The following is a 20,387-nucleotide window of genomic DNA, read 5'->3' on the forward strand; positions in this document are numbered from 1 at the left end:
CATGTCGCAGCGCGCTCAGGATTTGGGCATTAAAATCGGCCACGGCGTTGCCGGTCCGCTGAACGCCATCACCGACGTGCCCGGCGTCCGGGTTGGTCATGCCAGCATCCACGCCGATCTGGCCGATGGCCGCAGCGTACGCACCGGCGTCACGGTGATCGAACCGCGTGCCGGTCAGGCCCGGCAGTCTCCCTGCTTTGCCGGGGTGCACGTGCTCAACGGCAACGGCGACGCCACCGGACTGGAGTGGATCCGCGAAGCCGGCCTGCTCACCAGTCCCATTGCCTTTACCAACACCCACAGCGTCGGCGTGGTGCGCGACGCTTTGATCGCCCTGGAACGCGAAGCGCTGCCCGCCGACGATAAGGCGCTGTACTGGAACATGCCGGTGGTGATGGAAACCTTCGATGGCCTGCTCAACGACATCAACGGCTTTCACGTCAAGCCAGAACATGTACGACAGGCGTTGCAGGCGGCGCATAACGGCTTGCCACAGGAGGGCGCGGTCGGCGGGGGGAGTGGCATGATCTGCCATGAATTCAAGGGGGGCAGCGGTACCGCTTCCCGCCGCCTGCCTGCCGATCGCGGCGGTTGGACGGTCGGCGCCATCGTACAGGCCAACCACGGCAAACGTGCCTCGCTGCTGATCGGTGGCTACCCGGTGGGCCGTCATCTGGGGCATATTCATTCGCCATTCACCCCACAACTGCCGCATCCGGGTATGGGGTCGATTGTCGTCACCCTGGCCACCGACGCGCCGCTATTGCCGCACCAATGCACCCGCCTGGCCCAACGCGCCAGCATTGGCATCGCCCGCACCGGCGGCGGCACCGAAGACTCGAGCGGCGATATTTTTATCGCTTTCGCCACCGGCAACGACGGGCTGCCGCCTGCCGATTACGCCAACAAAGGGGCCTTCACCACCCCATTGCAGATGGTGAATAACGACTACATCTCCGATCTGTTTGCGGCGGCGGTCGAGGCGGTGGAAGAGGCGATTATCAATGCCCTGCTGGCGGCCAATACCGTTTCCGGCAACGGTCATCGGGCAGAAGGGTTAAACGCGGATCAGTTGCTGACCGCGCTGGAACAAGCCGGCTGGCGAGCTTAAGGGGGGCGCGCGGCATCTCGCGCCCCAAGTTGATCAGGACTCGCCGCCCGGCTTGGGTGCCGGGTAGTCATAATCGAGCTTGATCGGTTCGGCGTAAACGCTGTCCCATAGCTGGCTGTAGAGCTTATCCACCCGCTGGCTCATCACCGGGCTGTGTAGCACCAGTTCCAGATTGCGCGAGTTATCCAGATAACCGCCGGTCCAGTTGCTGGTGCCAATCCACGCCGTTTCGCCGTCGATAATCATCATTTTGCTGTGGATCACCCGGGCAAACGGGATAAAACCGCTGCTGGCCGGAGGGACAGTGACGATCTTTATCTGCACGTTCGGCACCACCGCCAGGCTTTTCAGCCAGGCGATATCCGGCTTTTTGGTGTTCCAGTTGGCCACCATCAGCTCGATCTTCACGCCGCGTGCGGCAGCGCTGCGCAGGGCATTGTCGATCGTCGCGTAGTAAGGTCGGCTGTGTTCCGGGCCATAAGACAACGGCGCGTAGTCCATCACCTGCACCCGCACGCGTTGTTTGGCGCTTGCCAACAGGCGCGGCAACTCCACCTGCGAGTCAATCACCCCCGCCGGATTATAGGCGCGTGGACTGGCGACCAAATAATTACCCTGCGGCGTTTCGGCCTTTGGCTGGTAAGGCAGCTGCGGCACCGGCTTATCCGCCACCAGCAACGCCTGCGCTTGCCAGTCCTGCTCGAAAATCGCCTGGATCTGCCCGACCACCCCGGCATCGCTGATGCGCAGCCCGGTTTCATGGATATGCGCCAGCGCACGCCAGTCAAAGTTCTGGCTGCCGACAAACGCCTGCTCACCGTCCACCAGCAGATATTTGGCATGCAAAATCCCGCCGCTCAGCCGCTGGTAAGGAATAATGCGCAGTTCCAGATTGGGGATCGCTTTTAGCTGTTCCAGGGTTTCAGGGGTAGAGATGCTGATGCCCTTCTCTTCCATCAGAAAACGGATTTTCACCCCGCGCTCGCCCGCCGCCTTCAGGTGTTGCAGCACGCCGTCCAGCAGCGAACCCTGTTGGTTCGCCACGTAGAACTGGCCCAGATCGATGCGGGTTTTCGCCGCATCAAACATTTGCTGCCACACTTCGGCGGTGTTGCGCAGGTCATCCGCCTGCAACGCGGTTTCCACCGGCGCGGTATACACCAATTCATAGCCGGGAATATCAAAACGTGCCGTCGCACTCTGGCTCAACATCAACAGACAGCTACCCCATAAAGCAGTGTAAAGGCGGCCCAACGACCGCCGTGGTTGACGGCCATTAGGCATAGCGCGGCGCCTCACTGTCAACCCATTGCTCACGGTTGCCGTTTTCCGGACGGCTGGTTGGCGCACCGGCACGGATCAGCAGCACCTTCAGCAATTCGTTAATCCGCTCCATGCGGCTTTGCAGATAGTTGTTGCCCACCAGGCACAGCAACGCAATGGCGATACCCAGCCCGGTAGCGTACAACGCGGTACCCATGCCGGCAGAGACCAGGCTCGGCTCGGAGACCCCGGAAGCGGCCAGCGCCTTAAAGGTTTCGATAATCCCCATCACCGTACCCAACAGCCCCAACAGCGGCGCAGCGGTAACGATGGTTTCCAGCAGCCACAGGCCACGAGCCATCAGAGGTTTACTCAGCAGATACTGGGCGTCGATCAGATCGCCTATCGCTTCGCGATCACCGGCGCGGTGTTTTTGCTCCAACACCGGTGAGATCACCGCCAGCGGCAGGCTGTTGCGCTGGGTCAGCTCATCCGGCAGATCGGCGGTGCGACGCACATCCAGCGTCAGCGCCTGCTCCAGTTTGCGAGCCTGACGTTGGGTATAAGCGAAATACAGCGCACGTTCGATAATAATCACCAGCGCTATCGCCAGCGCGGCGTACATCACGTAGAAAATAATGTCGTGCAACAGATTGGCATTCATCATTCAATCCTCCAACCCTGCGGCTTTCAAGCCGCAGGCTATAAATAGTTAAAAGGTGGCTTCCAGCGACACGCTGAAGGTACGTTCTTCCCCGACGTTGTAGTACGGCGTACTGGCCTTCACGCCGTCATAAGGCACTGCGTTGAAGGTGGTGGTACGTACCGAGGTCAGGTACTCCTTGTCGAACAGATTGCTGATACCAAAGCGCAGCGCCGCACTCTTGACGATCTTCTTGTCCACCGGCAAATACACCCCCGCCGCCAGATCGACCACCGTGCGGCCACCGATCTTCTCGTCGTTGGTCAGGTCACCGTAGAACGAACTGACGTATTTACCGCTGACGCTGCCGTAGTAACGGCTATCGTCATAGCCCAGCGTCATGTTGAGCAGGTTTTTCGGGACGTTCGGCACCTCTTTACCGCTAGTCGGTAACGGCAGACCATTGCTGACAATGTCGCTCTTCTGCTTGGATTGGGTGTAGGTATACGAGGTGTAGTAGTTGAAGTTATGCGGCAACTGACCGCTCCACTCCAGCTCCAGCCCTTTATTCTCGACGTTGCCGATGTTCATCATCTCGTAGTCACCGGCCGGGTTGGTGGTGGAGATTTGACGATCGCTGTAGCGCATGTAGAACAGCGTGGCGCTCATCAGCATGTCTTCCTGCTGGAAACGCCAGCCCAGTTCATGGTTCCAGCTCAGTTCCGGTTTGGTGCTGATCGAATCACCCACGTTGTACAGCACGTAATTTGGCGGGGTACGCATGTTACGCGTCAGGTTGTAGAACACCTGGTTTTCCGGGTTCAGCTTGTAGCTGGCGCTGAAGTTCGGCAGGAATTCATGGTATTTGGCATCACGCTTTTCCGGCACGTTATACAGGCTGCCCTTGTTATCCCCTTTTCGTTCAACGTACTGATAGGCCAGTCCGCCGACGAAAGTCCAGTCCGGCGTGGCAAACCAGGTATCCTGCAGCCACACTTTTTGCGCCGGAGTGATGGTGTATTGATTACGCCCTTGCACGGTGTTGCCATTAGCGTCCTTCACCTGATCGGAACCGCCCGGTTTGCCCGAGAGTTGTTCAGGGTTACCGTCGTCCTTGATGCCGATAAACGGCTGGGTCTGCGACTGACGCGCGCGTTCATACCAATAACCAATATCCAGGCTGTGCTGGTCGTTGATATCCCACTTCAGCTTGGTGGTGATACCCGGCCGCCAGGTCTGGGTCCAGGATGGGCGGTAATAGGTGTTGGACTTCAAATTACTGAGATCGTACTGACCGGCCTTATCCGAAGTATTGGACAACACCGAAGCCGTTTGCCCCGTATAGCTACCACCGTTACCCCAGTAGTAATACGGCTGCAGGGTCAACGCCAGGTTGTCTCGCAGTTGCAGCTTCTGGGTGAACGACAGGGTGAAGGTGTCAAACGGATTACGGTTAAGTTTGTAGTACTTGTTCAACTGGCCCTTGCTGTTGTATTCCGGCGAGGTGGCGTAGTCGGTATCACGGCCGTCATTTTCAAACTGCGCCTTACTCAGAGTGCTGTAGTTGACGTTATTCTGCTGGTTGTACTTCATGATCAGGTTGCTGCTGTTGCCGTTACCGTCCTCATACAACGAGTTCATTTCGAACTTGTTGGAGTACTCACGCCCTTCCCCGCGCCACTTTTTCGCCTCGGTGTGTGAGTAGGAGATCCAGTTGCTGAAACCGTTGTACTCACCGGTCTCCAGACGCGCAAAAGTTTTGCTCAGGTTGTTGCTGCCTAGCGTCTGTTTGACGAAGCCGCCGAAATCTTTTGCGGGACGGCGCGTCACCATCCCAATGTTGCCGCCGCTGGAACCGATATGCGGGCCGTCCACCTCAGAGGAACCCTGAGTAACGAATATCTCTTCCAGGTTCTCCGAATCGCCCAGCAGGTTCGGGTACACCGCATAGTTGCCGGAGTCATTGATCGGAATACCGTCCATCGACAGACCGATTTGGTCGGAGTTCATGCCGCGCATGGTGTAATCGACACCGCTCAGGCCGCTGGCGTCGTTACTGTTGACGTTCAGGCCCGGAGTGTATTTCAGTTTGTCGATGGCGTTGGCCGCCGCCGGCATTTTATCCATCGCCTCTTTGGTGACGGTAGAGCGCGACTTGGCGCTGTCGTCCTGCACCATCATGCCACCACCCAGCGACTGCCCTTTGACATTGATGGTACCGACGTCGGTCGAGTCCGCCGCCAGTGCCGTACCCGGCAATATCGCCGACATCACTGCCAGATAAATCCCAGATCGATTGAAAGATTTCATTGTTTCCATCCCATAAAAATCAAACTGTTATGCCAGGCATCAAGGAGCCTGATAATTGAACGTGGCTGAAAATCGTTTTGTTGTTTGCCCGTTGAAAGCCTCGCTTGGGAACGGCCTCACCTGGCTGATACTTTGCAGACTGCTCAGCGCCGCGCGGTTAAGCAGCATGCTGGTGGCCTTATTGGCGATGCCGGACGAGAGCACCCGACCGCTGCGATCGACCTCCAGCCAGACTTCGACGTTGCCCTGGGGCCGTTCAAGCGATGCCTGCCGACCGCTGGGGTAGCGCTTGCGCTGCTCCAGCTCACGACGCAACGCCTGCAGATAACCGTTTTCGATCGCCTGCGTATTCACTTTCGGCGCCGACGGGGCTGCCGGAGTAGGCTGTGTCGCCGGCTTGCTGACCAATGCTCTGGGGGCGCTTGGGGCCGCGACGGGTTTGGCCTTTTCCATCGGCTTGGCTTTTTCTTTCACCGGTTTCGGCTTGGGTTTCGGCTTGGGCACAGGCTTGGCTTCGATAATCGGCTCCGGGGCCGGTACGACCGGCTCAGGAATAGCTTCCGGCTCCGGCGGCGGGGGTTCGGGTTGTGGCGGGGTTTCCACCGGTGGTGCCAACTGAGGTTCAGGATCCGGTTCGACCAGCGCCAGCTCCATGGTGGTTTCGTCATAGCGTGGCTGAATTTTCAGCGCCGCCTGTTGACTGGCAAACAGCACGCAGCCCACGACGATCAACGCCGGTAACCAGCTGAAAAGGTGACGTGAACGATAGAGCAGATACATGTCACAGCTTCCGTGTGGCGATAGAGACGGAGTAGAAACCGCCCTGGCGCAGGTTATCCATCACCGCCACCAGCCGCTCTACCGCGACGCCTTTGTCGCTGTTGACGATAATGGTGGTGGTCTGGTTTTCCTGTTGCTGTTGCTTCAGCGTGCTGACCAGTGCGCTCAGCGCCAGCGGTTGACCGTCGAGTTGCAGTTGATCCTCGGCACCCAGCGTAATGATCGCCTTCTTCTGCGGTTTCAACTGCTGGGCGCTGCCGGCGGACGGCAACTGGGTTTTCAGCCCAAGGGCTGGGATCACGTTCAGGCTAATCAACACAAAAAACACCAGCAAAAACATCATCACGTCGATCATCGGGATCAGTTCGATGTGCGCTTTGTTCTTTTTCGGCTCGTTCCAGTTACGCATGGCACTCCCTCCCAAAAGCAAAGCAGCCAATATAGAGAGCCTATGTTTACCTTTTGTTACGCTTGTGTGATCTTATTTTCACAACGCACATTATTTGAGAGAATATTCCCAGCGGGTAACGGGTCAGAGGGGTTTCATAACTCATTAATTGGTTATGATTTTTAATGGAATAATGACGAAGGGGAACTTATAGCGGTTAATGCATAGGAAGGGAGTTTGTGATTATCCTGACACTTTATAGCAAGATCTTCAGACCCTGCTTTTACATCAGGATTTAGGAGGAGGGGTTCACACAATTAATGGCGGATTTGCGCCAGGTCTTCAGCCGTCAAACCGGTCATGTTCATTACCGAGTCGTGGTCGATGCCGTTCGCCAGCATGGCGCGGGCAACGGTAAGCTTTCCTTCAAGCACGCCTTCTTGACGCCCTTTCTCGATGCCCTTTTCGATGCCCTTCTGTTCAAGCTGTTGTGCAATAGTCATTAGTTCATCCTCATGTTGCGGTACCGCCGCATCGTGTGGCGTTGGCGTTTTGTTTTTCTTTTTCATTCCCTGATAGCCTTTGCGTGTTATTTAATTCCACACTATCACAAGCAACTGGCTGATTATATTAGTGACCGTGGTAAGATGAACGCGCAACACATAGATAAATTCGCCATAACACCATGAATTAAAATGAAATAATAAATAAAACTTAAAACAAAACTCTGAAAAAATATATCAACCTGAACTAATTCAGAGCGTTTATATTATTTAAGAGCAGGTTAACCATGGCCACCCAGCATTAACCTACATATATCTCATAACGGTAAGACACCTTTAAAATATAACTACGGAATATTTAAATTATAACTATCCTATCCACAGGACGATAATTCACTTTCTTGAGAGATAAATATTTTTATTTAAAATAACCACCATAAAAAAAGACGCCCGCAGGCGTCTTGTTTGCAGCACTGATTTAATCAGTTCACTTTAACCGGCATACCGGAGCGGGCTTTCATTGCCGCGTCCACTTCACTCTGGTTAACGGCAGCATCCATCATCACTTTGCCCACTGGCGCAGAGATGGTCAATGGTACCGGATCTTTCGACTTCAGCTGTTCTTCGTTAGCGGAAAGTGGGTTGTGCACCTCCAGGTAACGGGAACCGTCCGGCTCAACGCTGGCTTTGATCGGCTCGTTGATGAACTGCACGCGGGTACCGACCGGCACGTTGTCGAACAGGAACTTGATGTCGTCAGCACGCAGACGCACACAGCCGTGGCTTACGCGCAGACCGATACCGAAGTTGGCGTTGGTGCCGTGGATCGCGTACAGACGACCGACGTACAGTGCATACAGACCCATAGGGTTGTCCGGACCGGCCGGGAATACCGCAGGCAGGATCTCACCGTCAGCGGCATATTCTGCGCGCATCTTGGCGGTTGGCGTCCAGGTTGGGCCGTCTTTCTTACGTTGCACGGTAGTGGTCCAGTTCAGCGGGGTGTCTTTGCCCAACTGGCCGATACCGATTGGCAGCACGATCACCGTGTTGGTGCCTTTCGGGTAGTAGTACAGACGCATCTCGGCGCTGTTGATGATGATGCCTTCACGCGGAGCGTCAGGCAGGATCAGCTGCTGAGGAATGGTCAGGGTGCTGCCGGCCTTCGGCAGGAACGGATCCACTCCCGGGTTGGCTTCCAGCATATTGCTCAGGCCCATCTGGTATTGAGCGGCAAAGCTCTCCAGCGGCAGCTTGCTGTCTTCCGGTACGGTAATTTGGATGTTCTCACCCACCAGACGGCTGTCTTTGGCAGGTAAAGGATAGACAACGGCGAAGGCAGCTTGGCTGAAGACCACCAGTGCCGTAAACAGGGTTATTAACGCGCGAATGCTCATTTTCATCTTCGTGTAGGTTATGGCCACTGGCAGTTATAGGTTATTTCGGCCCTCTCTACCCAAAGAATTTCAGGTTGCGGCTAGGCGGCTAGTGCGCGAATCCTTGGGAGCTTACTCAGGTAAGTGACCAAGGTGACCGCACGCAGCCAACAACGCAGCAGCTTGAAAGGCGAAGGGTATGACCGGATGCGCATTATATGTGCACATCGACCTAAGTGTGAAACATTACCGGCGCAATATCGAACTTTTTTGTAACCTGGTGCGGCACGAAGAGGAGTAACTGTGAAAACCGCCGCTAAAACGCGGCGATTGGCGGTGACATCAGGCGGATAGGGATCAGATATTCGCAGCGGATCGCCTTACCGCCTGCACTGCAAACGCCACCCAATGCGGGATAAAAACGCTCGATATCCTTGCCCGGCCGCCGTATTGCTTTCATCATGGGTATCGCGGTGTCATACAGGCGGGCGATAAAGTTTTGTAACTCTTCAACCTGCCCCTGATAGGTAAAGCTGGCGTAGTCGCCCTGCTCGATCAGTACCCGTTCGCCTTCTGCCCGCTCGTCCGCCAACGCCAAGGTATAAGCCATCCGTTGTCTACCGCGTAGCCTGCTGTCTGCCTCCAGACTGGTGAGGCCATAGACCACCGCCAAGGTTTCGGCTTCCTTCGGCATCATCTGCCGCCAGGCATGCTGACGCAGCTCGTTTTTCGAATGCAGCAGCTGCCCCAGCGTACAACTGCGGTGCTGGGTGTGGCCAATCAATTGCATTGCCGGCAGTGTAATGATCTCCGCCTGCGGTAATGGCGCATCCATCAGCCGCAGCGGAGGCTGCATCCCTTGCCCTGACCAGTCGGTACTGCGGCGATAACCGGCCGGCGGCATACCGAACTGCTTTTTGAAACAGCGGGTGAACGTCTGCTGAGAGTCAAACTGATATTTGTCGGCGATAAAAGCCACGCCGTGGTTGGTGAGCCGCAGTTCACGTGCGGCGGCAGTCAGCCTTCTGCGCCGGGCGTAAGTTCCCAGGATCTCACCGGTTAACTCTTTAAACAGCCGCTGCAGGTGCCATTTGGAATAACCTGATTTAGCCGCAATATCATCGAGCGTCAGCGGCTGGTCGAGGTTTTGCTCGATCCAGGCCAGCAGTGCCGTAATCACCTGTTGCTGATACATACCGCTTCCTCAGAGTGCGAAAACCAGTGTTCACTGTATCGGTCGCTGCACTAGACCACATTGCACAATCAGGACATAATGTTTTTCAATTACGCCAAACTGAGAATTATTCTCATGACCTTTATCACCGAGCCGCGTTTCGATATCGATCAGGTGCCGCGCGCCATTTTTGCCGTGCAGGGTTCCACCATTGATAAAGATTGGGAGATCACCCATCACCGACACCGCAAGGCACAGCTGATTTATACGGTGCGCGGTATGGTCCGTTGCGAGGTGGAAAACGGTCTGTGGCTGGTGCCGCCTCAGTGTGCGCTGTGGATGCCCAGCAATGTGCTGCATAACGCACAAGGGGCCAGCGCCAGCGAATGCTACTGCCTGTTTGTCGATCAGGATGCTATCGCCGGGTTACCAACCCAATGCTGCACACTGGCGGTATCCCCACTGCTGCGTGAGCTGCTGTTCCAGGCCAGCGGGTTCGAACAGCTGTACGATCAACAGGGGCCCGAAGGACGCCTGGCCAGCGTGCTGCTGGATCAATTGGTTAAAGCGCCGGTTGAGAACCTGCACCTGCCGGTCTCCAATGATGCACGCATTCGTCAGTTAACCGAGCGCCTGTTGGCCAACCCGGCAGACAAGGCGACGCTCAACCAATGGGCGCAGCGTATCGGCATGAGCGAACGCTCGCTCAACCGTACGCTGCAACAGCAAATGGGCATGAGTTTTGGCCACTGGCGGCGACAATTACACGTGGTATTGGCGCTGCAACGGCTGACCCAGGGCGATAGCGTGCAGCGCGTGGCGTTGGATTTGGGTTACGAGAGTGCCAGCGGCTTTGTCACCATGTTCAGAAAAGCGGTGGGCAAGCCCCCGGCGCGTTATCTGGCGGAGAAAAACGCGGCGGATCGGGCACAGGGGGCCGGGATCGTCATGTAATGCTCACCGTTGACTCAGATAAAAGAGTTACTGCGCCAACCAACCGCCATCCATATTCCAGGCGGCCCCGCGCACCTGCACCGCCGCGTCACTGCACAGGAATAACGCCAGTTCGCCCAGCTGTTCCGGTGTCACAAACTCTTGAGAAGGCTGTTTTTCCGCCAGCAGGTCATCACGCGCCTGCTGCGGATCCACCCCGGCGGCAACCCGCTTGTCGATCTGTTGCTGCACCAGCGGCGTCAGCACCCAGCCGGGGCAGATGGCATTACAGGTAATCGCGCTGCGGGCAGTTTCCAGCGCAATGGTCTTGGTCAGCCCCACCACGCCGTGCTTGGCCGCCACATAAGCGGCCTTGTCTTTGGACGCCACCAGCCCGTGCACCGAGGCAACATTGATAATGCGCCCCCAGCCGCGCTCTCGCATGCCCGGCAACGCCAGACGGCTGGTGTGAAACACTGACGACAGGTTAATCGCGATAATCGCATTCCACTTGTCGACCGGAAAGGATTCCAGCGGAGAAACGTGCTGAATACCGGCGTTATTGACCAGAATATCGGTGCCGCCGAACTCCAGCTCGACATAGCGCATCAGGTCGGCAATCTGCTGCGGGTCACTGAGATCCGCGTCGTGGTAGCCGGGCGCTGCGCCCAAACCCGCGATATGTGTCTTCGCCTGCTCCACCTCGCCAAACCCGTTGAGGATCACCTGGGCGCCCGCAGCCGCCAGGCTGGAGGCCAGCCCAAGACCGATACCGCTGGTCGAGCCGGTCACCAGTGCGGTTTTACCTTGTAAATTCATGTTATTGCTCCTTTAAACAATGCCGGTCAGGTAGAACACGCCGATCACAAACAGCACTGCGGCGCTCTTAATCAGGGTGATGGCGAAGATGCCGCCATAGGCTTGTCGATGGCTAAGGCCGGTGATCGCCAGCAGGGTGATCACCGCGCCGTTATGCGGCAAGGTGTCCATACCGCCGCTGGCCATGGAAGCCACCCGGTGCAACACTTCCAGCGGGATCTGCGCGGCGTGGGCGGCAGCGATAAAGGATTCGGACATGGCCGCCAGCGCGATGCTCATACCGCCGGAAGCCGAACCGGTGATGCCCGCCAGCAGCGTGACGCTGACCGCCTCGTTCACCAGCGGATTGGGAATGGTTGCCAGCGCCTTCGACAGCACCAGAAACCCCGGCAGCGCCGCGATCACCGCGCCAAAGCCGTATTCCGAAGCGGTGTTCATCGCCGCCAAAATCGCCCCGCCGACCGCCGTTTTACTGCCCTCCGCCAGCCGCCCGCGAACGTTACGGAAACCAAAAACCAGCACCAGCAGAATACCCGAAACCAGCGCCGCCTCCACCGCCCAGATGGCGGTGATCTTGCCGATCTCTGTGGTGATCGGTTTGGCCAACCCCGGCAATGTCAGCTCGTGGCTAACGCCATACCACTGCGGGATCCAGTGGGTAAACCCCAGGTTCAACAGCCCGACCAGGATCAACGGCATAATGGCGATCAGCGGGTTGGGCAAGTTGATATTGTCCGGGGTTTCAGGCTCATTCAGCAACTCGGTACCGTAGCCTTCACCCCGTGCCTGTGCCTTGCGGCGCTGGCGTTCAAGATAAAACAGGCCGACCGCGATAATAAACAGCGAGCCAATCAACCCCAGCCAGGGCGCGGCCCAGGCATTGGTGCCGAAAAAGCTGGTCGGAATGATGTTCTGGATCTGTGGCGTGCCGGGCAGCGCATCCATGGTGAAGGAAAACGCGCCGAGCGCCACCGTCGCCGGGATCAGTCGTTTGGGGATACCGCTCTGGCGGAACAGCTCGGCGGCGAAGGGGTAAACCGCAAACGCCACCACAAACAGCGAGACGCCGCCGTAGGTCAGCAGCGCGCAGACCAGCACAATCACCGGAATGGCATGGCGACGGCCAAGAATATTAATCGCCGCGGCCACTATCGAACGGGAAAACCCGGACAGCTCAATCAGTTTGCCAAACACCGCCCCCAGCAGAAACACCGGGAAGTAGAGTTTGACGAAGCCGACCATCTTTTCCATAAACAGCCCGGTGAAGGTCGGGGCGACCGCGCCGGGATCGGTCAATAACACCGCGCCCAGCGCGGCGATCGGGGCAAACAAAATAACGCTGTAGCCGCGATAGGCGGCCAGCATCAGGACTCCCAGTGCTGCCAGGGCAATCAGAACGCTCATCATCACTCCCTATTGCCCTTGATGTCTGAACCACGCCAGCCATATTGAGCAACTCATTATTGTTGTTGGGTGCGGTTAAGGTTTCAGAGCAAAACGCAGTTGGTGCGCCCGCCGCTGTTGAATGCGTTCCCTGCGTGCTTCATCCCAGTGATAAAATCCCTGGCCGCTGCGTTGGCCAGTGTTGCCCTGGCGGAGCCGGCTTTCCACCAGCGCCATCATGCTGTCATCGGTCGCCAGCTCCGGCAGCAGGTGGTGGGCAATATCCGCCACCGTCTCCAGTCCGGTCATGTCGGCAGCCTCCAGTGGCCCAACCATCGCGTAGCGCCGCCCAAGCGAAGCTCGCATCACCTGATCCACCACCTGCGGGCTGGCGATGCCGCTTTGCACGATGTACAGCGCCTCGCGCAGTAGCGCAAACTGCAGCCGGTTGCCGACAAAACCCGGTGCGGCGCGATCCAACAGCACCGCCTCCAGCGCCATGCCACTGAGCAATTCCTGCACCGCGGCCAGATGGCGGGGATCGGTGGCGCTGCCGGGCACAATTTCCACCAGCGGGATCAGGTGGGGCGGGTTCCAAAAATGGGCGATCAACAGGCGCTGCGGATGGATCATTCTGACCGCTAACTCATCCGGCGGCAGACCGCTGGTGTTGCTGGCGATCACCGCATCGTCGGCAATCAGCCCTTCCAGCTGTTCGTACAAGGCGTGCTTGAGCGCCAGGCGCTCGGGGATCGCCTCGATCAACAGCCGGGCGCGGGCCACATCGTTCAGATCGTCGGTCACGCTCAGACGTGCCAGCACCGTCGCCTGCTCTGCCGCCGCTAACTGCCCAACCTCGATCAGCTCCGCCAGAATACTGCCCGCGACCGCCGGGACTTCCGCCAGCCGTTGCGGATCCGGGTCGTACAGCAGAATGTCATGACCATGGCGAGCGAAGTGGGTGGCGATGCCAATCCCCATCAGCCCGGCGCCAAGCACTGCATAGTCAGGTGAATGCATAGCTTCCTCCCAGATAATCAGCCGCGCTCGACCGCCAGCGCCACGCCCTGCCCGCCGCCGATGCACAGCATCGCCAGCCCCTTGTTGACCTCACGGCGCTGCATCTCATACAACAGCGTGACCAAAATACGGCAACCGGAAGCCCCGATCGGATGCCCGAGCGCTATCGCCCCGCCGTTAACATTGACCCTGGCGCTGTCCCACTCCAGTTCGCGGCCGACGGCCAGCGCCTGTGCGGCAAAGGCTTCATTGGCCTCGATCAAATCGACTTCGCTCAGCGACCAACCGGCGTTGGCCAGACAGCGACGCGCCGCCGGTACCGGACCAATCCCCATGATCGCCGGATCAACACCCGATGCCGCATAGCCGGCAATGTGCGCCAGCACCGGCAGCTTCAGCTCGGCCGCCTTCGCCGCGCTCATCAACAGCACCGCCGCCGCACCGTCGTTAATTGAGGAAGCGTTACCGGCGGTCACCGTACCGTCTTTGCGGAACGCCGGACGCAGCCGGGCCAGACTTTCCAGCGTGGCGTCGCCGCGGGGTTGCTCGTCACTGGCCACCCGCAGCGGTTCGCCCCTGGGTTTAGGCACCTCTACCGGGGTGATTTCCGCCACAAAACGTCCGGCCTGCTGCGCGGCCTGGGTTTTCTGCTGTGACCGCAGCGCAAACTCATCCTGCTCACTGCGGCTGATGGCATATTTTTCAGCCAGATTTTCGGCGGTGATGCCCATGTGATAATCGTTGAAGGCATCCCACAGGCCGTCCTGGATCACGCTGTCGATCAACTGACCGTGGCCGAGACGCAACCCGGCACGCGCCCCGTTGATCAGGTATGGTGACTGACTCATGCTTTCCTGGCCCCCGGCGATAATCACTTCGGCGTCACCACAGCGGATCGCCTGCACCGCCAGATGGATCGCCTTCAACCCAGAACCGCAGACCTTATTGATGGTCAGCGCCGGTACGCTATAGGGCAGCCCGGCGTTCAACGCGGTCTGACGTGCCGGGTTCTGGCCACAACCGGCCGTCAGCACCTGCCCGAGGATCACTTCATCCACCTGATCCGCTGAAACACCGCTGCGCGCCAGTAAGGCTTTCACCACCACCGTGCCCAGATCCACCGCCGACAACATAGCCAGCGCCCCCTGAAAACTGCCAATCGGCGTGCGCGTGGCCGCCACAATCACTACCTGTTGCATGGTTTTCTCCCTGGATAACATCATCAGAAGCGCATCTCCGGCACCTGAGTCGGCACTATCAGCCGACCGGCGGTTTTGGCGACAATCTCCTCCACGCTGACGCCGGGCGCACGTTCGCGCAGCACAAAGGCACCGTTTTCAATTTCCAGATAGGCCAGATCGGTCAGAACCTTGCGAATGCAACTGGCACCGGTCAACGGCAACGTGCAGCGCGGTAACAGCTTGGACTCGCCACTCTTTGACGCGTGGGTCATCACCACAATGATGTTCTCCGCACCGGCCACCAGATCCATCGCGCCGCCCATGCCCTTCACCAACTTGCCGGGGATCATCCACGAGGCAATATTGCCCTCAACGTCCACCTCAAAAGCACCCAACACGGTGAGATCAACATGGCCGCCGCGGATCATGGCGAACGACTGTGCCGAGTCGAAAATCGAGGCGCCGATACGGGCGGTGACCGTCTGCTTACCGGCGTTGATCATGTCGGCATCCAGCTCAGCTTCGGTCGGGAAGCCGCCCATGCCCAGCAGGCCGTTTTCGGATTGCAGCATCACGTCCATGCCCGGCGGCACATAGTTGGCCACCAGCGTCGGAATGCCGATCCCCAGATTGACGTAGTCACCGTCACGCAGTTCTTGTGCCACGCGCTGCGCCATTTGTTCACGGGTAAGCATGGGGTTCTCCTCAGGTACGCAGAGTGCGCTGTTCAATGCGCTTTTCGAAACTGCCCTGGATCAGGCGGTCAACGTAGATACCGGGGGTGTGGATCGCCGCCGGATCCAGTTCACCCGGTGCGACGATCTCTTCCACCTCCACCACGGTGATCCGTCCGGCGGTGGCCATCAGCGGGTTAAAGTTCTGCGCGGTGTGGCGATAGATGACATTGCCGAAGTGATCGGCTTTCCAGCCCTTGATAATGGCGAAGTCGCCGGTGATTGCCTGCTCCATGATGTAGGGGCGGCCGTTGAATTCGCGCATTTCCTTGCCTTCGGCTACCGGGGTGCCGTAGCCGGTGGCGGTGAAGAACGCCGGAATACCGGCTCCCCCGGCGCGGATTTTTTCCGCCAGCGATCCTTGCGGCGTCAGCTCCACCTCCAGCTCGCCGCTGATCGCCTGTTGCTCGAACAGTGCGTTCTCCCCAACGTAGGAGGCCACCACCTTGCTGATCTGTCTATTTTCCAGCAGCAGGCTGAGACCAAAGCCGTCGATGCCGCAGTTGTTTGATACCACCGTCAGGCCGGTCACTCCCAAACGACGGATCTCATTAATCAGGTTTTCCGGGATGCCGCACAGGCCGAAACCGCCCGCCAGCACCGTCATATTGTCCGTCAGGCCTGCCAGCGCTTCCTGGTAGCTTCCGACGCGTTTATCGAGCCCTGCCATTCGCTGCCTCTGAGTGTTCTGTAGCAATGGGCGGTATACCCCTGCTGCTGTAAAGGCATCATCAGGTCACAAAAATGATTTGTTAATTTTGTTTTTGTGCCCCATTCATTTAGAATTTTTATTAATCAATTGTTAATGGCTGTTTTCAAAAGAGTTAAATAATTCAAAAATGAAAATGAGCATCAAACAGTTACGCGCGTTTTTAGCGGTAGCTCACACTCTTAACTTCGCCCAGGCGAGCGAACGGCTGAATATTTCGCAGCCGGCGCTGAGTCTGGCCATTCGCGGGCTGGAAGACGCGTTGGGGGGACAGTTGTTGCTGCGTACCACGCGCCGCGTGGCGCTGACGCCGGAAGGTGAGAGCTTCTTCCCGATGGCACGCCAACTGCTGGCGGACTGGGACAATGCGGAAGAGGCGATGCACCAGCGCTTTACTTTGCAAATGGGTAAGGTGGCCATCGCTGCCATGCCTTCGTTCGCCGCTAATCCGCTGCCGCCGATCCTGAAAGTGTTTCGCGATCACTACGCCGGGATCAACGTGGCGGTGCACGACGTGATTAACGAGCAGGTATTCGAGATGATCCGTGAAGGCCGGGTGGAAATGGGCATTGCCTTCGAGCCGGAGCCCAGCGATACCCTGCACTTCACCCCGTTGTGCAACGATCGTTTTGTGGCGGTAGTGCCGAAGGATTCGCCGCTGGCAGGCCGGGCGCAGGTGAGTTGGAAAGAGCTGCTGACGCTGGACTTTATTACCCTGCAGCGCCCTTCTGCAGTGCGTTTGCTGCTGGAACAGACGCTGGCCAAAAGTGGCAGAACGCTGGAGGTGGCGTTTGAAAGCCACCAGTTGGTGACGGTCGGGCGCATGGTGGCCAACGGGCTGGGCGCCAGCGCGGTACCGGCGCTGTGTGAACAACAGATGGGCGAGTTAGGTGCAACCTGCGTGCCGTTATTCGGCCCGGTGATTGAACGACGCGTCGGACTGATCCGCCTCGCCCAGCACCGTCTGTCTTCGGCGGCCCAGGCGCTGGCCGGGGTAATTGAACGGGAAATGGCGATGAGTGGGATGGAATGAGGGGTTTGACGGGATAATTCAGGTTTTTCAGAGAATTCTGCCCCCGTAGCCTGAACCCGAACCTGTTCTCATTCTACAGAAAATGTTAAGTTTCCGTAAAAATAGGGAATTCATTCGACATGGAACAGAAGCCCAGCAGTATTGCGCCAGGCTATTGCATCGCTCAGCAGGCTGGCCCTTTGGCCTATCAAGCCCACTATCTGTTTGGCGGCAAGCCCTCAAAAGCAGCCGACTATTTTCTGCAACTCAATGCCGACACGCCAATAGTGCAGCCGGGGCAAATGTTGATCGTTGCCGACCCGCGTAACCCTAACCAGGCGGTGCAGCTCGCCATGTTGATGCAGGCCAAGACTCGCACCAGCAAGGCAGTGCAAGCCGGTGGCGGCGATTTTCCCGCTTTTTTACACCGCAACTATGCCGCCATCGCCGCTTTCACCAGCTACGGTGATACCGTCATCGGACTGGCTTCTGATGCCGGTGAACGTTACTTTGGCCAGATCAAAAATATCCTGATCGACATTGAAAAAACCTATCAGAATCAATTCCGCATGAGCGGTGCGCTGATCGGCACCCAGTTTCAGGTGGAGCGAGCGCGGCTGTTTGGTACATTAAAACCGTTACTCAATCGCCTGACCCGCGCCCAGCTCAATATGAAAGAATATAGCCAGATTAAGCATGCTCTGGGGCTTTCCAGCAAATCACTGGTGCATGAATGGAGTACCGCCGGAGTCGGCGCGATTAAGGGCTATTCCAACTATATCGACAGCGCCAGCCGCGCTGCGAAATTTATGAAAGCCGGCGGTTGGGTTGGCATCGGCCTCAGTGGGTTGAATACCACCAATGACGTTTATAACGCCTGCACCAGCGGCAGGGAGCAGGAATGCACCAAAATCGCGGTTAAGGGGTACAGTAATTTTGCTGCGAGTACCGCTGCCGGAATTTGGGGGGGTAATGTAGGTGCAGGCCTTGCTATTACAGCTTGTTCAATTGTTCTTGGTGCCGCAACAGCAGGAGCAGGTGTGATCGTTTGTGGTGTTGCGGGAGCAGCTATCGGAGGTGCGGCAGGCTCCACTCTAGGCAGCATGGGTTCCGATTATTTGACTACCCTGGTGGTAGGTGAATGATGAAAATTATCGTCATACTGTGTTTGTTGCTGCTGGCTTTAGGAGCCCTCATTCAGTATCTCTGCTATCACCGTCATAAAAAAGAATTTGACGTTTTTTATCAAGACTATGTAACCAAGGGATACTTTATCCCTCCCTATGTTGCCTTCGCAGATAGCCTTGGCATGCTCGGTACCTCCCTGAAAGCTCAGTGGTTTCTCTGGATCCTGAAGAATAAAAAAATAAAGATAAGAGATCAGGTTTGGCTTGATGCAAAAACTTACGCTTTCGTGCAAAAGACGACGTCCCCGGCGTTACAAAAATGGTTGGCGTTAGACTTTATATTTTTGCTTGTGGAAGCTTTTATTATCGTCGTTGGTTGTATTTTTATTTTTCTCATTAAGAACAGTATTTAACAATGATATTCAACCACCATCGCCCAGTCAGCCCCTGCGAACTGGGCTAGCACCGCTATAGAACGGGAAATGGCCGCCAGCCAATCCTCCACACTGTGATTTTCACCCCAGCCTCCATTGAAATAACTCCCATTCTCAATAAATAATGATTACTATTCTCAAGAACAGGATCCGGTGCGCCACGACGCAACCGGCAGGACTTTACCTTCAATTCAATGTTGAGCTTTCTTGACCTCAGGGCAACGGCTCTGCGGCGACAGGCTCTTTAACTCCATGGAGAGGTTATGAACTCTGCAACAACTCGCAACCGCCGTTTCGGCACGCGCACCGCTTTCCCATTGCTGCTGCTCACTTCAATGCTGTTTTCTGCCCCGCTGCTGGCCCAGGGCGAGCCAGAACTGCTGCGTAAACCGGTCGGCAAAGGTGCTTATGAGATGGTCTACAGTCAGGGCGAGAACGCGCTGTACCTGGCCACTTCGCAAAGCCGCAAGCTGGATAAAGGTGGCGTAGTCTATCGTTTGGATCCACAAACGCTGGATATCACCCAGATCATTCACAACGACATCAAACCTTTCGGCGCAGCCATTAACAGCAAAACCGACACGCTGTTCTTCGGTAACACCACCAACAATTCGGTGACCGCCATCGACGGCAAAACCGGTGAGGTGAAAGGCCGCCTGGTGCTGGATGCGCGCAAGCGTTCCGAGACGGTAAAACCCCTGGCTCCGCGTGAGCTGGTCGCCGATGCCACCACCGATACCCTGTATATCACCGGGCTGGGTGAATCCAGCGTGGTTTGGGTGGTCGACGGCAAGGATCTGACCCTGCGCACCACCATCACCGAGACCGGCAAATACGGCACCGGCCTGGCGCTGGACGCTGCTGCCGGCCGTCTGTATGTCACCAACGCCGATGGCGAACTGGTGACTATCGACACCAAAACCAACAAGGTCGTCAGCCGCAAGAAGCTCGATGAGTCCAAAGAGCACTTCTTCCTGAACATCAGCCTGGATCCGGCCACTCACCGCGCCTTTATCACTGACTCCAAGCAAGCGCAGGTGCTGGTTGTCGATACCCGCGACGGCAAAATTCTGAGCAAGATCGACGTGCCGGAATCGCTGGCGGTGCTGTTCAACCCGGCGCGTAATGAAGTCTATGTGACCCATCGCCAGGCCGGTGAAGTGAGCGTGATTGACGCCAAGAGCTACAAGCTGCTGCAAACCATCAAGACGCCGACCCACCCGAACAGCCTGGCGCTGTCACCGGATGGCCAAACGCTGTACGTCAGCGTCAAGCAGGCTTCCAGCCGTGAGAAAGAGGCCACGGCGCCGGATGACGTGATCCGTATCGCTTTGAAATAACACCGACAGGGGCGCTATCGTCAGTTATTTTGTCCCCTCTCCCTGGTGAGAGGGTTAGGGTGAGGGGATACACATCGACACAAAGCCCCTCACCCCGGCCCTCTCCCCCTGGAGAGGGGGATGTTCACCTAAGCAGTGTTGCACATA

At 57.3% G+C, this 20,387-nt stretch carries 19 protein-coding genes and 1 pseudogene; 6 read left to right on the forward strand and 14 right to left on the reverse strand.

Translation table 11 applies throughout. From position 1 onward, the window contains the following. Position 1 precedes the first annotated feature (1 nt). Positions 2-1,111 carry a DmpA family aminopeptidase gene (locus F8R23_RS14760; protein ID WP_129934143.1) on the forward strand — a complete coding sequence of 370 codons (1,110 nt, stop codon included), beginning with the start codon at positions 2-4 and terminating at the stop codon, positions 1,109-1,111. 33 nt (positions 1,112-1,144) lie between these two features. On the opposite strand, the gene F8R23_RS14765 is transcribed toward F8R23_RS14760, so the two are convergent. The 8 genes and pseudogenes from F8R23_RS14765 to F8R23_RS14800 form a co-directional block, all read right to left on the reverse strand. Next, the gene (locus F8R23_RS14765; RefSeq protein ID WP_151415753.1) at positions 1,145-2,395 is read right to left on the reverse strand and encodes a phospholipase D-like domain-containing protein; all 1,251 of its coding nucleotides are present in this window, start codon (positions 2,393-2,395) and stop codon (positions 1,145-1,147) included. Further along, positions 2,388-3,038: a MotA/TolQ/ExbB proton channel family protein gene (locus tag F8R23_RS14770; protein ID WP_112349051.1), complete on the reverse strand. Its 651-nt coding sequence runs from the start codon at positions 3,036-3,038 to the stop codon at positions 2,388-2,390. Before F8R23_RS14770 ends, F8R23_RS14765 begins: the two co-directional genes overlap by 8 nt. Before the next feature lie 48 nt (positions 3,039-3,086). After that, complete coding sequence (locus F8R23_RS14775; RefSeq protein WP_129934141.1) at positions 3,087-5,327, reverse strand: TonB-dependent receptor family protein; 2,241 nt, start codon at positions 5,325-5,327, stop codon at positions 3,087-3,089. Positions 5,328-5,366: 39 nt separating this feature from the next. Further along, entirely contained in the window at positions 5,367-6,107 is a 741-nt protein-coding gene (locus F8R23_RS14780; protein WP_129937929.1) for an energy transducer TonB family protein, read from the reverse strand. A 1-nt stretch (position 6,108) separates the two neighbouring features. Beyond that, the gene (locus F8R23_RS14785; protein ID WP_012005055.1) at positions 6,109-6,516 is read right to left on the reverse strand and encodes an ExbD/TolR family protein; all 408 of its coding nucleotides are present in this window, start codon (positions 6,514-6,516) and stop codon (positions 6,109-6,111) included. Between the two features lie 296 nt (positions 6,517-6,812). After that, positions 6,813-7,022 (reverse strand): annotated as a pseudogene (locus F8R23_RS14790) (Rpn family recombination-promoting nuclease/putative transposase); the annotation flags it as partial. Positions 7,023-7,480: 458 nt separating this feature from the next. Beyond that, complete coding sequence (locus F8R23_RS14795; protein WP_112349048.1) at positions 7,481-8,401, reverse strand: L,D-transpeptidase family protein; 921 nt, start codon at positions 8,399-8,401, stop codon at positions 7,481-7,483. Positions 8,402-8,690: 289 nt separating this feature from the next. Beyond that, positions 8,691-9,569 carry a helix-turn-helix domain-containing protein gene (locus tag F8R23_RS14800; RefSeq protein WP_129934139.1) on the reverse strand — a complete coding sequence of 293 codons (879 nt, stop codon included), beginning with the start codon at positions 9,567-9,569 and terminating at the stop codon, positions 8,691-8,693. 114 nt (positions 9,570-9,683) lie between these two features. Between F8R23_RS14800 and F8R23_RS14805 the strand changes: the two genes are divergently transcribed. Beyond that, entirely contained in the window at positions 9,684-10,502 is an 819-nt protein-coding gene (locus F8R23_RS14805) for an AraC family transcriptional regulator (protein ID WP_176979919.1), read from the forward strand. Between the two features lie 27 nt (positions 10,503-10,529). On the opposite strand, the gene F8R23_RS14810 is transcribed toward F8R23_RS14805, so the two are convergent. The 6 genes from F8R23_RS14810 to F8R23_RS14835 all read right to left on the reverse strand — a co-directional run bounded on the left by F8R23_RS14810 (position 10,530) and on the right by F8R23_RS14835 (position 16,288). Continuing rightward, positions 10,530-11,300 carry a 3-hydroxybutyrate dehydrogenase gene (locus F8R23_RS14810; protein WP_112349045.1) on the reverse strand — a complete coding sequence of 257 codons (771 nt, stop codon included), beginning with the start codon at positions 11,298-11,300 and terminating at the stop codon, positions 10,530-10,532. A 12-nt stretch (positions 11,301-11,312) separates the two neighbouring features. Then, positions 11,313-12,707: a GntP family permease gene (locus tag F8R23_RS14815; RefSeq protein WP_211369076.1), complete on the reverse strand. Its 1,395-nt coding sequence runs from the start codon at positions 12,705-12,707 to the stop codon at positions 11,313-11,315. 72 nt (positions 12,708-12,779) lie between these two features. Beyond that, on the reverse strand, positions 12,780-13,703 hold the full coding sequence (locus F8R23_RS14820; RefSeq protein WP_151415754.1) for a 3-hydroxyacyl-CoA dehydrogenase family protein: 924 nt from the start codon (positions 13,701-13,703) through the stop codon (positions 12,780-12,782). A 17-nt stretch (positions 13,704-13,720) separates the two neighbouring features. Beyond that, on the reverse strand, positions 13,721-14,902 hold the full coding sequence (locus F8R23_RS14825; protein WP_151415804.1) for an acetyl-CoA C-acetyltransferase: 1,182 nt from the start codon (positions 14,900-14,902) through the stop codon (positions 13,721-13,723). A 23-nt stretch (positions 14,903-14,925) separates the two neighbouring features. Beyond that, positions 14,926-15,579 (reverse strand): CoA transferase subunit B, encoded by a 654-nt coding sequence (locus F8R23_RS14830; protein ID WP_151415755.1) that lies wholly within the window; start codon positions 15,577-15,579, stop codon positions 14,926-14,928. 10 nt (positions 15,580-15,589) lie between these two features. Continuing rightward, entirely contained in the window at positions 15,590-16,288 is a 699-nt protein-coding gene (locus F8R23_RS14835) for a CoA transferase subunit A (RefSeq protein WP_151415756.1), read from the reverse strand. Positions 16,289-16,457: 169 nt separating this feature from the next. On the opposite strand from F8R23_RS14835, the gene F8R23_RS14840 reads away from it, so the two are divergent. From F8R23_RS14840 to yncE, 4 genes are all read left to right on the forward strand, one after another. Beyond that, positions 16,458-17,360, forward strand: coding sequence for a LysR family transcriptional regulator (locus F8R23_RS14840; RefSeq protein ID WP_151415757.1), 903 nt, complete (start codon positions 16,458-16,460; stop codon positions 17,358-17,360). 119 nt (positions 17,361-17,479) lie between these two features. Next, positions 17,480-18,484, forward strand: coding sequence for a hypothetical protein (locus F8R23_RS14845; RefSeq protein WP_129937934.1), 1,005 nt, complete (start codon positions 17,480-17,482; stop codon positions 18,482-18,484). Beyond that, positions 18,481-18,879 (forward strand): hypothetical protein, encoded by a 399-nt coding sequence (locus F8R23_RS14850; RefSeq protein ID WP_314725595.1) that lies wholly within the window; start codon positions 18,481-18,483, stop codon positions 18,877-18,879. The genes F8R23_RS14845 and F8R23_RS14850 overlap by 4 nt, the downstream gene beginning before the upstream one ends. A 284-nt stretch (positions 18,880-19,163) precedes the next feature. Next, on the forward strand, positions 19,164-20,240 hold the full coding sequence (gene yncE / locus F8R23_RS14855; RefSeq protein ID WP_151415758.1) for a 7-bladed beta-propeller protein YncE: 1,077 nt from the start codon (positions 19,164-19,166) through the stop codon (positions 20,238-20,240). Positions 20,241-20,387 lie beyond the last annotated feature (147 nt).

The sequence above is a fragment of the Serratia proteamaculans genome, assembly GCF_008830365.1.
Classification (GTDB): domain Bacteria; phylum Pseudomonadota; class Gammaproteobacteria; order Enterobacterales; family Enterobacteriaceae; genus Serratia; species Serratia proteamaculans.

Bases quoted from the DNA above. Each gene is read 5' to 3' on its own strand.
- F8R23_RS14760 (WP_129934143.1), top strand. From the start codon at position 2: ATGTCGCAGCGCGCTCAGGATTTGGGCATTAAAATCGGCCACGGCGTT.
- F8R23_RS14765 (WP_151415753.1), bottom strand. From the start codon at position 2,395: ATGCCTAATGGCCGTCAACCACGGCGGTCGTTGGGCCGCCTTTACACT.
- F8R23_RS14770 (WP_112349051.1), bottom strand. From the start codon at position 3,038: ATGAATGCCAATCTGTTGCACGACATTATTTTCTACGTGATGTACGCC.
- F8R23_RS14775 (WP_129934141.1), bottom strand. From the start codon at position 5,327: ATGAAATCTTTCAATCGATCTGGGATTTATCTGGCAGTGATGTCGGCG.
- F8R23_RS14780 (WP_129937929.1), bottom strand. From the start codon at position 6,107: ATGTATCTGCTCTATCGTTCACGTCACCTTTTCAGCTGGTTACCGGCG.
- F8R23_RS14785 (WP_012005055.1), bottom strand. From the start codon at position 6,516: ATGCGTAACTGGAACGAGCCGAAAAAGAACAAAGCGCACATCGAACTG.
- F8R23_RS14795 (WP_112349048.1), bottom strand. From the start codon at position 8,401: ATGAAAATGAGCATTCGCGCGTTAATAACCCTGTTTACGGCACTGGTG.
- F8R23_RS14800 (WP_129934139.1), bottom strand. From the start codon at position 9,569: ATGTATCAGCAACAGGTGATTACGGCACTGCTGGCCTGGATCGAGCAA.
- F8R23_RS14805 (WP_176979919.1), top strand. From the start codon at position 9,684: ATGACCTTTATCACCGAGCCGCGTTTCGATATCGATCAGGTGCCGCGC.
- F8R23_RS14810 (WP_112349045.1), bottom strand. From the start codon at position 11,300: ATGAATTTACAAGGTAAAACCGCACTGGTGACCGGCTCGACCAGCGGT.
- F8R23_RS14815 (WP_211369076.1), bottom strand. From the start codon at position 12,707: ATGATGAGCGTTCTGATTGCCCTGGCAGCACTGGGAGTCCTGATGCTG.
- F8R23_RS14820 (WP_151415754.1), bottom strand. From the start codon at position 13,703: ATGCATTCACCTGACTATGCAGTGCTTGGCGCCGGGCTGATGGGGATT.
- F8R23_RS14825 (WP_151415804.1), bottom strand. From the start codon at position 14,902: ATGCAACAGGTAGTGATTGTGGCGGCCACGCGCACGCCGATTGGCAGT.
- F8R23_RS14830 (WP_151415755.1), bottom strand. From the start codon at position 15,579: ATGCTTACCCGTGAACAAATGGCGCAGCGCGTGGCACAAGAACTGCGT.
- F8R23_RS14835 (WP_151415756.1), bottom strand. From the start codon at position 16,288: ATGGCAGGGCTCGATAAACGCGTCGGAAGCTACCAGGAAGCGCTGGCA.
- F8R23_RS14840 (WP_151415757.1), top strand. From the start codon at position 16,458: ATGAAAATGAGCATCAAACAGTTACGCGCGTTTTTAGCGGTAGCTCAC.
- F8R23_RS14845 (WP_129937934.1), top strand. From the start codon at position 17,480: ATGGAACAGAAGCCCAGCAGTATTGCGCCAGGCTATTGCATCGCTCAG.
- F8R23_RS14850 (WP_314725595.1), top strand. From the start codon at position 18,481: ATGATGAAAATTATCGTCATACTGTGTTTGTTGCTGCTGGCTTTAGGA.
- yncE (WP_151415758.1), top strand. From the start codon at position 19,164: ATGAACTCTGCAACAACTCGCAACCGCCGTTTCGGCACGCGCACCGCT.